This is a genomic window from Gabonibacter chumensis (assembly GCF_024741215.1).
GTDB lineage: Bacteria > Bacteroidota > Bacteroidia > Bacteroidales > Marinifilaceae > Gabonibacter > Gabonibacter massiliensis.
This window is the reverse complement of the sequence record NZ_JANSKB010000001.1, coordinates 213,697-226,368: the sequence shown is the minus strand read 5'-3', so window position 1 is coordinate 226,368 and position 12,672 is coordinate 213,697. Positions and strand designations below refer to the sequence as shown.

The 12,672-nt window shown below is 34.2% G+C and carries 9 protein-coding genes; 4 read left to right on the top strand and 5 right to left on the bottom strand.

From position 1 onward, the window contains the following. Positions 1–3 precede the first annotated feature (3 nt). The 4 genes from NVS78_RS01020 (at position 4) to NVS78_RS01005 (ending at position 6,001) form a co-directional block, all read left to right on the top strand. Entirely contained in the window at positions 4–651 is a 648-nt protein-coding gene (locus tag NVS78_RS01020) for a CatA-like O-acetyltransferase (protein ID WP_286357542.1), read from the top strand. A gap of 566 nt (positions 652–1,217) precedes the next feature. Continuing rightward, entirely contained in the window at positions 1,218–2,474 is a 1,257-nt protein-coding gene (locus tag NVS78_RS01015; RefSeq protein ID WP_286357541.1) for a site-specific integrase, read from the top strand. Positions 2,475–2,582: 108 nt separating this feature from the next. Further along, positions 2,583–3,590 (top strand): hypothetical protein, encoded by a 1,008-nt coding sequence (locus tag NVS78_RS01010; protein WP_286357540.1) that lies wholly within the window; start codon positions 2,583–2,585, stop codon positions 3,588–3,590. Between the two features lie 482 nt (positions 3,591–4,072). Further along, positions 4,073–6,001, top strand: coding sequence for a hypothetical protein (locus tag NVS78_RS01005; protein WP_286357539.1), 1,929 nt, complete (start codon positions 4,073–4,075; stop codon positions 5,999–6,001). Between the two features lie 195 nt (positions 6,002–6,196). On the opposite strand, the gene drt3b is transcribed toward NVS78_RS01005, so the two are convergent. The 5 genes from drt3b to NVS78_RS00980 form a co-directional block, all read right to left on the bottom strand. After that, positions 6,197–8,440, bottom strand: a complete 2,244-nt coding sequence (gene drt3b / locus NVS78_RS01000) for an antiviral reverse transcriptase Drt3b (protein ID WP_286357538.1) — start codon at positions 8,438–8,440, stop codon at positions 6,197–6,199. After that, positions 8,419–9,861, bottom strand: coding sequence for an antiviral reverse transcriptase Drt3a (gene drt3a, locus NVS78_RS00995; protein ID WP_286357537.1), 1,443 nt, complete (start codon positions 9,859–9,861; stop codon positions 8,419–8,421). The genes drt3b and drt3a overlap by 22 nt, the downstream gene beginning before the upstream one ends. Positions 9,862–10,465: 604 nt before the next feature. After that, positions 10,466–10,966, bottom strand: coding sequence for a hypothetical protein (locus tag NVS78_RS00990; protein WP_286357536.1), 501 nt, complete (start codon positions 10,964–10,966; stop codon positions 10,466–10,468). A 10-nt stretch (positions 10,967–10,976) separates the two neighbouring features. After that, positions 10,977–11,741: a Fic family protein gene (locus tag NVS78_RS00985; RefSeq protein ID WP_286357535.1), complete on the bottom strand. Its 765-nt coding sequence runs from the start codon at positions 11,739–11,741 to the stop codon at positions 10,977–10,979. A gap of 189 nt (positions 11,742–11,930) precedes the next feature. Beyond that, positions 11,931–12,599 (bottom strand): hypothetical protein, encoded by a 669-nt coding sequence (locus NVS78_RS00980; RefSeq protein ID WP_286357534.1) that lies wholly within the window; start codon positions 12,597–12,599, stop codon positions 11,931–11,933. Positions 12,600–12,672: the final 73 nt, after the last annotated feature.

Below are 12,672 nucleotides of genomic sequence, written 5' to 3'. Positions count from 1 at the left end.
GGTATGAAGCATTGGATAGATTTGGAAACGTGGGAACGCTCGGATAATTTCAATTTTTTCCGTTCGTATGTGAATTCGTGGTATTCGGTAACGACCGAAATAGAGTGTACGGAAGCGTTCGTTACGGCGAAGAGTACCGGAACATCGTTCTTTTTGCGCTACCTGCATGCCGTATTATGTGCCGCGAACGAGATCGAGGCATTACGTTATCGAACCGACAAAGAGGGGCGGGTTGTCTTGTACGACACGGTCGATATGATCACCCCGATAGCAGTTCCCGGAAAGACGTTCGTGACCGTCAGAATCCCTTACGACCCGGACTTCGAACGCTTCCAGGTCAAAGCACGGGAACTCGTTTCCCATGTTCAGGCTGACGGAGATCCTTACGGTGTGGAAAAAGAGCTGTACGCTAAAGGCGATTTCGATGTCATGCATTTAAGTGCTGTCCCCAAGATGTATTTTACCTCGATAACCTATACGATCTATGAATCGGGAAACGGATGTACTCACCCTTTAAGCACGATGGGTAAAGTTATACGACGCGGAAAACAATCGGTTATGCCCTTCTCCGTATACGTGAACCATGCCTTTGTCGATGGCGAACATTTATCGCGGTTTTTTGAGAAAATACAAGAGAGGCTAACTCGGTAACGAAAGTACATCTACATTTTTACCCATTTTACGGCATCGGCGATAATCGTATTACGATCTCTTCTGCACAAGGAAATTGATTTGGTGGAAGAGGGGTAGTTGAAAGATTTCGCTAAAGGATCGGCAGAACAGGATAAAATAGAGGTTCATGAGAGAGAGAATCCTAAAAATATTAAACGCCTTTTCCTTATGATAGAGGCAATGATAACCTGTTTGAATTTACCCAAGGTATCAGTTTATTATATATTAACTAATGAGAATAATATTCACCGGCCTTATATTGTAAATTGAGTGATAAATGATTGATAATGATAGCGATGAAGGAAGTGGAAACGGCAAAAAAGGGGTTATAAACAAAAATCAGTCACCTTGTAAGTGACTGATTTTGTGAGGTCGGTAGCAGATTTGAACTGCTGTACACGGTTTTGCAGACCGCGCAATTGTTGTGTTAATATATTGATTTATATGTGTTTAATGGATTGCTATCTTCCGTGGTCAAGGTTTTGGTTATGCTTGTTTGTTATTGTGTTGATCTTATTTCGTGATAAATTAGGAGGTAATTTGTCATGGAAAGTAATGTTTTTACAATTGGATTATATTGTCGCCGCACTAGGTTGAATACGAAAGGTGAGGCTACTTTGTATTTAACGTTAAACCAAGGAGATCAGAGAAAGATGCTCTCTTTAGGATTAAAGTTGAAAATAGACTACTGGGATGAGGAAAACAAGGGAATACTTCAAGAGTGTCCTAACAAGAGGTATTATGATCTTGTAATAGATGAGAAGAAAAAGGAAATCGACAAGAAGATAATGGCGGCCAATTTGGAAGGAAGGGTATTATCTCTTGATGAGTTTGGGGAGAAGAAACCCCAAAAGGTGGAGAAGGAGAAAAAAGAGTATGTAAAGCAACATTTTGACAGGTATATTGAAGAGCTGGAGGCGACAGATCATATCAAGAATGCGAGGTATTACAGGTGTTGTCTTAATTGTCTTATGGCATTTACAAAAGGAACGGATATTGAACTTAAAAGTATTGATACGGTATTTCTAAATGACTTTGCAACATGGATGAAGGTAAAGAAGAGATTGCGGATGAATACGATAGGGAATAGGTTGAGAGGTTTGAAGGCAGTCATTAATAGAGCCGTTGTTAGTAAAACTATTCCAGCAGACATGAATCCTTTTAACGAGTTTAAAGTATCAAAGTACAAGGAGGAAACATCTAAAAGGGCAATTCTTAAACAAGACATTGAGAGGATTATAAACTTGGATTTGAAAAGTATTTCAGACGAGAATACATTCCCTCTTTATGACTTTGCAAGAGATATATTTGTGTTTAGCTATCTAGGATGTGGGATTAATATTGTAGATATTGCATTTCTAAAGTATGCTAATGTTATAGATAACGAGAGGTTACAGTTTCGGAGAAGTAAGACAAAGAAAATGATCTCATTTCGTTTACAACCTATGGCGAAGGATATAATCAAGAAGTATAGCAAGAAAAAGCACAAGCAAACAGATTATCTCTTTCCAATATTCGATGATACCAAACAGAAAACGATGAAGGAGAAATACTATAAGTTAGATTACCAAACAAGGTATGTAAACAAGTATTTGAAGAAGATAGGGGAACATCTGGATATATCATTGAAACTGACCTCGTATGTTGCAAGGCATTCATTCGCCACGGTGTTAAAACGATCGGGGGTAAACACCTCTATTATATCAGAAGCTATGGGGCATAGCTCGGAGAAAGTAACTCAAATCTATCTGGACAGTTTCGAGAATACACAAATAGATGAAGCAATGACTAACCTGTTATAAACTGGAGTTAATATACCTGTAAAGGTTCTACTTTGAAACTTTATACCACTTCCTCGATTCGGGGAGGTGGTATTTTTTTTACCTTTACCTCTCTAAAGTATAAACAACATGACAGACCACATTATATTCCCGATAGACAGGTTGAAGGTGATTGAACCTTATCTGGTAGAGTACTTCGCTTATAACAGGGCGATGTTATATAAAGAGATTGAAAACATGTATCTGGCTATTCACCCAGAAGGACTTTACGGGGTACCTCATGATGATAAATACATGGTAGAGGTTCCAAACACGTTAGATGAACTGGCAACAAGTGATAATCCATTTGATTACTGGCGTTACGCTCCTAGAGAGCAAAAGATGATAAAAGCATTTGACAGCTTAGCTTACATGACAGATAACATTCAAGGTATCTTTCTAAAGGATGAAGGTCTGAAAGTCAAGATCGAGAAGCTAGCAAGTAAATTGCCAGATCAAAACAGGGATACCATATTCCACACGCTATGGATGCTTGCCGTGATCTACAAGAAACATGAAGCCTTTAAACCTATCCTCGATCCAGAATTACTAGATGCCACGTATAACATGGATACCTATTTCAAACAGATAAGACCAGAAATGTTAGAACTTTACCTGTTTCTAAAAGGGGATAAAAGGAAGAAAGACAGAACTATAACATTAAGCAACAACCAGCAAGAGGTCACCATAAACAATGGCATAGAGCGTTGGTTTACTAACTTGCTTGATTCTTACTTGCACATCTATCTGGGCGTGGATTCCGTGGAGGAAGCTGAAAAAGAATTGAAAGAAGTTTACTCCACCAAGAAAGGACGCAAGGCGGGCAACCCCACGCAAGACCTTGTAATGGTAGGAATGTATCGTTTACTGGTGAACCATTCTGGTATGGGTAAGAAGAGTGACATGTACTCGTTCATACTGGATTACATGGAACAGGTAGAACTTGTAACGGGTGAAGAGGATACAATGGACACGAACTATATCAACGCTAAAATAGCTTACCTTGAAAAACGAGGGTACAAGCCAGAGTGGATTCCCGCCTTGCAAGGCAATTACAAGACCTCTCCAAACAATCCCTCTAAACTTTATTTCTGGTAATTCTATACCTTACTTTGTTGATTTATAGCCAGCTAAAGAATACCCCTTTAAACTGGCTATAATTGTTTATAGCCTACCTCCCGTATTTGCCCCACCTTTGCTTCCGCAATCGAACGGATAAAGAGAGTGATAAAAAATAAACCTCGATTTGAAGTTAGTTTGCAACACGAAACGAGAGTTCTGGCAGGTTATGATCTTCTAAAGAATAGGGCTTCAAACAGCTATTATTCTTTATGGATTTGCCCTCTTTGGAGCGGTAGTTTTGTGACAAATCAATCAATTGACGGTGCGCACCTCATTCAAGATTGTCTGCAAGCTTTCAGCAGTGTTGAAAGCAAAATTTGGAATCCAGAAAGCAACTAGAAGTAAAGTTCTAGCCTGTTTTTCATGGTTGGTGGAGAATTTTTGAAAACCATATACAAGATGAAATTTTCAAAATTACTACCAAACGGGATTCCTGTATTTTGTAAACAGATAATGTTATGAGAACTAAAGATTACCTGATTGAAAGAAACGAAACACTAGTGGAGGCTTTCGCCCGTGAAGGAATTAAAGAGATAGAAACCAATGTTATTATAGACAAGACATTAACGGGTATAGGGGCAACCTACTGGGAATTACACTTGGCTAAACGTCCCTCTATTATTATAGAGCCTAACGTACCCGTGATTATCGGGAAAGCCGAAAAGGTTGACAACTCTTTAGCGGTGTACGCCTTGTGTACCAAAACACAAGTAAAGAATTTCTTAAAGAACAAGTCCATCACCAACAAGAAACTATTAACCACGCCAGAGGGATTCGAGAAGATAAGGAAAGCTGCACGGGAATTGGGAATAGACATCTATAAAGAATTTTTCTGCCTGTTTGACGAGTGCGAGAAGATAACCCAAGATGTTGATTACAGACCGAGAATATCACAACCGATAAATGACTTTTTCAAGTTCGAGAAAAAAGCCATGGTATCCGCCACACCACTAGAAATGCATCATCCAGAGTTGGAACACCAGAATTTCAAGATATGGAAGATCGTCCCGAACTTTGACTACAAGAAGAACATGACCTTAATAGTGACAAGAAGTTTTAACCGCACCATGACGGGACGTTTAAGAGAACTAATCCAGAACAGTCAATGCCTGTGCATCTTCTTCAATTCCACGATGGGAATAAACAAGGTAATTACCTACCTTTTAAATAATAACTTGATAAAAGAGGAAGATTACAAGGTGTATTGTTCCAACAAGAGCGTGAAAGCGTTGAAAGAGTGCAATTTCAAGAACAGTCACGAGAACTTGGATTTACCCCTAGCGAGGATTAATTTTTTCACCTGTCGTTTCTTCTCTGCCGTTGATATTTATACTGTAACGAAACCAGACATTCTAGTGTTATCCGATTGTAACATCCCCCACTCTATCGTTGATCCCTACACGGAAGTGATACAGGCACAGGGAAGATTCAGGAATAAATACGCCGACGGGAATACTTACAACTCTCTAACCGTTATATCTAACATTAACGAGGAAATGGAAGTGATGACGGGAGAGGAGATTTCCGCCATGATACGACAATTTGAAACCACGTACCAGAATCTAAACCAACGTTTAGAAGAATCCACGACCGAGGTGGAAAAGAAAGCCATATTGAAAGACTTGGAAAAGGTAAGGTACACGGAGTTACTCGACGAGGAAGGAGAGATAAACTATTTCTCCGTCGATAACCTCTATAACGAGGAAAGAGTGAAGGGATATTACACTTCTGCCCGAAACTTGCACGAGGCGTACGAGGGAACGGGACATTTCAATATCAATTTCACGGATGATACCAAGGGACTTGGAGAAGATGACAAACTGGCAATGAGAAAAGCTAGCAAGAAACAACTCTGGAAAAAGGTTGTCAGTCACTTGGATAGATTGCAACAGCTAGTGTTACAAAATCCCGATCACGACATCACTCCCGACATTGAAATACTGCGAGCGTTCGAGGACGCTGGATATATCATGAAAGCGTACGACACGATCGGGAAGGCTGCCATTGAACAAGCCGACTACAAGAAAGGAGAGATTGACAAGATGATAAAAACGTTCCACGAGCAAAAAGCCCACGAGCGACGTTTCTCTCCCGATGTGGTGCGTGACGTGTTCAAGGCGTTTGAACAAGAAATGAACAATGGAGAGTACATTCCCAATAAAGTTATCCGAGAGAGGTTAAGAGTGATATTCATGGCTCACGGCATTCCTTTTAAAGAGTACGGGGTAAAGGTTGAATTAGAAAAGGTATATTTCACTTTAACTGATAAAACGATAGAGGATTATTACTCCGAGTTCAAGGTTTCCAACGCCAATGGAGGGGCATATAGACTTGTTGCCATGAAACCAGAGTTGGTGGAAAATTTTTCAAAAGGTATAAGAGAGTGAAATTTTCAAATTTACTACCAAGTATATAAAATCATTAATAACATGCATACATAAAAGTACTCAGAATAAAAAAATAAGGAGGCCAAGTCACAATACCCTCCTAATATTGCATCCATGATGCTGATTTGAAGCTATGTGTGTGGAATAAAGATGAGACTTGTGCTTCAAACACATTTTATTGAGGTTGAAAATCTATCAAGAATATACTTCTTGCGAGATTTTCGCACTCAATTCCTTATTTATATCTATTCCTGTCCATTTTGTAAACATATATTTCTTTCTTTTCAAGTATGCAAAGATAGCATTTTGTTCTTTATTATCATCTATATTCATTTTCTTCATTAACACCTTTTTAGATGCCAAATCTATAAATGGACATGTCAACATATCTATCAACAATATTATCAAGTCCGTATGTTTCCAACGCTTATCAACAGGTATTAATTCAAATCGTTCAAAAATCTTACTTATAAGTACTTGTTTCGATTTTTTATAACAATGACGATTCCCATAATAGTAAAGTAGGACAATAAATGAAAATAGATTTAAGGACGGATAATTTTCAATAGTTCCATCTTTATTATATTTTATTCCCAAGTATTTGTCTAAAATGGTATGATCTAATTGATAATTAGTCCCTAATTCCTTAAGTACTATAAGGAAATAAAGAGTTTCCATTTGAGTATCCTCATTAAATGAGGTTGCCTGCAATACCAAGCTAATTTCATCTTGCATTTTTTTTAATACAACTGCACGAGCGTTTGCCGAAAATCTTTGATAGTAATTTTCTTTTGATTTATAATTTTCTTTGGTATAAAGCATTATCAAATTCAAGATATTAATAACTTTCAATGTTGTATTAACTCGCTTATTATTAGAATACAAAAAAAATACTACATCAAGAAGTTCTACCAAATAACAAGTTAACATTTGCTCTTGCCTACTTTTCATAGTTTGACAAGCTTGAATGATGTCTCTTGATAACTTGTTTTCTTTAATTGCAAAAGAAAGTATCTTAAAATCTTTATCAAAAACTTTCAAAAATCGCTCCGTAGCTGTACCTATACGCGCAAGGGTATAATTCAATATATCTTTATATTGCAAATTATAATCTTGAATTATCATTTTAAACCTTGCATTACAATCATTAGCATGTAAGGTAATATAATGTTTATGAGTAAGACATTCATTAATCCTCTTTTCATTTATTTCCATCACCTCACTTTCTACTTCATCTTTTTCTTCATCATTTTTATCTTCTACTATCATAGGAAACATTTGTTCATGAATATATGCTTTTTTAGAAAGTCGCTCATCAATCAAGGCATCAATTTGTATTTTAGCACGAGTAATTTCTGAGATAAAAGGGCGTTCAATTTCTTTTGTTTTTGAATCACTAATAGAGAGTTTATACTCTCTTAATAAATTTGTAAATAAAAGCATAACTTCATCACGCACTAATTCATCATTATAAAAAAGGAAATAATCATCCACGTATCTAAAACATTCATAATCCATTTTATAGTAATATCCCTTATTTTTAGCTCTACTTTCCACAACTTTATCAATATGTCCTAAAATAATTTCAGCAAAAATTCGGGAAAACTCTGGTCCTATAACAATACCATTAGTTTCATTAAAGTTCATTTTTTGCATTAATGAATCAAATTGGGATCCAAATGCTTCATCACATTTCTTATATGGATAATAGTTTTTATAATTATTTTTTCCCCCATTGGAAGCCCATGCAATAGTGTGTGTATAAATACTATCAAAACAACTTTGCAAATCAAATTTTAATAGATGAGTAAATTTTTTTTCAGCACGTTGATAACGATAATCCTCATAAAACTTATGTATATTTGAATATTTTCTATAACTAAAAAATGACTTCAAATTCTCATATTCATTGAAAAACAACTCCAATTTATCATTTTTTTTACCAAGTAATTCTTTATGCAACTTATCTTTATAATAAAAATAACAAGCAACTTTATTGGGATGACGTAATGAAAAATTACTTTGATTACAATAGTATAATATCAAACTTTTGTATTTTTCATAAAAATGCACTACATAAATTTGATTTGCTGGATGTATGATAGACAAAACACGAGCTTTATTAGGCTTATGTTGAATCTTATATGAACTCGGTATAGTAGAAGGTCTATTTTTAGGTAGAATTCTCAAAAAACCATCTTCTATTTTTATTGTTTGATCCATATTACCAGCAAAAATTGCTTTCAGCAAAAGAAATGCTCCTTTACTTATTTGATTACTCCAATGTAATCCATCATCCTCTATTCTTATTTCATTTTGTACTAAATAACGATAAAAATAACGATTAGTAAAAATAAAAGGGATCTCGTATGGTAAAACATCAGCAAATAACACACGCTCTTTCTTATAACGAAGTTTTATTTTTTTACGTCTAACCATTGCCCAATTTCTTTTAAACGGTGAACAGAAAAGTTATACATTTGCTTATTTTTCCAACGTTCTTTAAAATCAATCTTTTCGATTAATTTTTTCATTTTTTTGATATATTCATTGCGAGCATCAGAATCTTCAAATAATTTCACATAAGGATCAAGATTAATATTATGCAAACAATGAGTCAAGTTATCCAATCCTTTAGTATTATCAAGTAAATCATTTGAATAATAAATACCAGCTTTAATTCCTGATTTATACTTTGACAAACGATAATTACCCGATATATAATTCAAACAATCTAATAAATCTCGACGGGCTTTTTTTATATCGCTCTGACTAACAGATTTAAAATGCTCAAAAGCGAATTCAATACGTTTTTTTAATTTACCTATTTTATCTTGAGTCATATTAAATTCTGAATGTAAACCATTATCATCCTTGGTTACTTTAATCTGATATCCCAAATATTTAATATTAAAATTCTTTGAACCAGAGAATTTATCATGCACATTTATAAGTTGACATTTTTCAGGATCATTCGAGTCTTTTATATCAAGTCCCTCTTGCTTAAAAACACTTTTTAATCCATTATAATATTCTTCTAAAGATTGCCCCATCGGTAAGGATGACAAGATCAAAAATATATCATCTACATAACGAACATAATATAATATTTCTTCTCGTCCACTTATTTCTCGATCTATATCTTTCATATATAATTCAGAAAGATACGAACTCACTCCAATTCCACGAGGAATTCCTAATTTAAGATCATATTGCGTTTTATCTTTGAGATTCTCGTATTCTTTTACAATAGCCTTTATTAATGTTTTCGATTTATTACTTAATAGCGTATTAGTCTCTATTTTTTGAAACAATCGCTCTTGTGATATAGATTCAAAAAAATGGGTAACATCCGTACGAATAATGTATTTTGGTAAACTTTCGTTTAAAAGTAATTTAAGTTGAGTCATTATAACATGACGATTAGCTTGCTTCACTTTAAAAGTACGATAAATATTTCGTTGCAAACATTTTATCACGAAAAATTGTTTCTCATCATCCTTATTAATAAAAAATAAATCTTTATGTTCATCATCTTTCTTCACGTTCAACTTTATTCTAAATGATGACTGATTTACAAGCTTTTCTATTTTTTTAAAGTAATCTTCTAAAGATTTTTGTTTATTCTGTTGTTTTGCTTGAATAGCATCTTTCAAATTTTTGATTTCTATTTTTTCTTCTTTTGTCCAATTATTCTTTTTCTTACTGAAAATTTCTTTTTGTCTCTGATTAAGTTTTTTCAGATTTTCTATTATAACTTTGTATTCGTCTGATAATAGCTCTGGATTTATATTACCTTTTCTATTCTCTCTATTAAATATATCTTCAAAATTTTTCGCAGAGAATGATTGATCTAACATTATGCAATTAGTTTTTAAATCAATTAATTGTCCAAAATTAATCTTTTTCTTAATACATACAAAACAACGAGAAAGTATCAGAATTCACATAGGTGGAAAAATGTAAAGTTTTGATCTCTATATACAATTCATAAACTTTCCACCAACAAATAAAAAAGCCAGTACCCTAAGGACATATGAGGTACTGGCTTCAAATCATTTAGTTGTGCTGTCTTTTCTTGACAAGCTTCGGTTTGGGATTTCCAAAAATATCAGGATATAACATTTTTAATCTCTCCATGTTTACATACCTGAATAAATCCATTTCATGGAAAATTCGATAATGTTCTACACCAAACCATTCTGAATTGGAGGTTTTTCCTTTCTTACGTAATTTCATAGGAATAAATTTTTCTAACAAACAAAAGAGTATCTAATTTAGGAAAGAACATCAAGCCAATCATTTACATGTACAAAGATACTTGTTGAATAGGATTGTACCAAGTAAATGTATCAGAATATCAAATATTTATATCTATAATAATATATTGATTTGGCATTCTATTTCCAACTTTACCATACAAGGAAATTACACGCACGAAAATCTCAAACCATTTAATCCAGATTATTCACTTACAGCTTCAAAACGATACAAATTTCGAGCTTTATAACGTTTTGCTATTTTCTTAAATTCCCTGTTGCGAAAACATGTCAATATACGAAGTTGTTCTTCCTCATCATATTTGCCCATATAATAATAGCATCTTTCTTGATATTTAACTTTAAGCGGTTTATGCAAGACAAGTTCTTCAAATTCTCTAATAGGTAACTCACATACGTTATATTCTTTCCCATTAATTTTCAAAATACATGGCATGATAGCTCCATGTTTATCCCATAGTTCTCGATGTAACTGGGAATACCATATCTCTAGGTTATCATCATGCTTAAAACGAAGAATACCATTACCATTAGACCTACGATCAATTTGATTAATCGTTATAATTTCTTCGTTTTCAAAATATCTTCTTTTATTATCAAAACCATTATCAACAACTGCTACTTCATGTTGAAAAATTTTTATTTCCAAGGAATACTTGGAATCTTCTTGTTGAAAAGAACACATGGCATTTCATTTATGATGCTAAAATAGAAATATACCTCTCCAAAGAAGCTTTTTCCGCTTCGGCAACTAGCAAGTAAAAATCATCATGTTGTTGCTCCGTGTGAGAAACCTCCAAAGCCTTGTAATAACGTAACTTCATATCATTATCACTTTTAAGAGTAACAATAGTATAACCTTTTTGCAGTAAATAAAGATTCATCAGAAGTCGAGAAGTACGCCCGTTACCATCTATAAATGGATGTATCCTCACCAGTTCATCATGCAAGTAAGCAGCGATAATAACAGGATGAATATTTTCTTTTTCCATGCTTTGAAATGCAAGCATGAAATCTTCCATTAGTTTCTCTAACAAATAAGGTTGAGGCGGTACGTGTGTGCTACCCGAGATCATTACAGGTACGGTTCTATAACTTCCAGCATTCTCTCTATCTATGCCATGTAACACAAGTGCATGAATCTCCTTGATTGTCCTTTGGCTTATTTCAATATCCTGTTTGGCAACCTCCTTTATATAATCAATAGCTTCTGCATGATTGATTGCCTCCAAGTGTTCACGCATGGATTTACCAGAAATGGTGATTCCTTCATTCACGACAAGTGCTGTTTCTTGTAAAGTAAGCGTGTTCCCCTCTATACGATTACTCTCGTAAGTGTATTCTATATCCAAAGCATCTTGTATTTTCTTTAACGCCTCAACGGGTAAAGGACGCAAGGACGATAACCGCACTTTCAATGAATCCACTTCTTTTAATAAATCAACCAACTTGCTATTCATATCACCGTATTTTTAGTTGATTACAAAGGTAAGAAATTATCAGTGTTTATATCTGGTGGAAAAATACAAAATTCTTTTCTTCATATATAATTAATAAATTTTTCACCAGCTTTTCTCTTCATGTTAATAAAAAAAGAAATACAGGGTCAAAGATAGATTTAAACCCTGTATTCACATAGAATAAACAAATTAGGCTACATCCCACAACGTAGCGATTTCATCACAAGCATTTTGTAATGTTTGTATATCTAAAGATATATCTACTGGAGCCGTGACAATGTTTTCGTGAATAATGTCGACACAAAAACAATATTGATTATTGACAATTTCGTCATAATCTGCAATATAATTTACCAAGAAATAAGATAACATAGATGCTCTCAATCTTGCTGTTTTATAATTTAATGGTTTGGATTTTCCTATATGGAATCTAATACCTCCAATATACTTTTTCCCTCCAATAGTCCATCTAAAAACAACATCAGGTGCCACTCTAACCATTACAGCCCCCAAAAAACATTCCTTACGTTCAAGTTTAGGTAAGAATTTACAATGTATTTTAGCAAACTCCTTAGGGAATTGCATATCAATAAAATGCCTCAAAGCCAAAATAGAATTAGCCACATTATTCTTTTTCCACTCTGTACTTTGATCACTTTTCTGCAATCTTTCAATTGCATCAGTAATAACAGATATATCAAATTCTTTGTAAAAAAACTTAGGAATCACTGTTTTTACAGTACGATATAAAGGTGCTGTAAATATATTTGCTTTTTTCTGTTCTTTTACTATTCGTCGTTTCTTTGCAGGAGTTGCATCCACAAACTCTGTCAAAGGATGTAAAGAAATAATTTTCATATATTCATTTTTGTATTAAAATTCACTTTAAACCCAGACTATTTCTTAATCTTTATTGTTTCAATAATCGTAG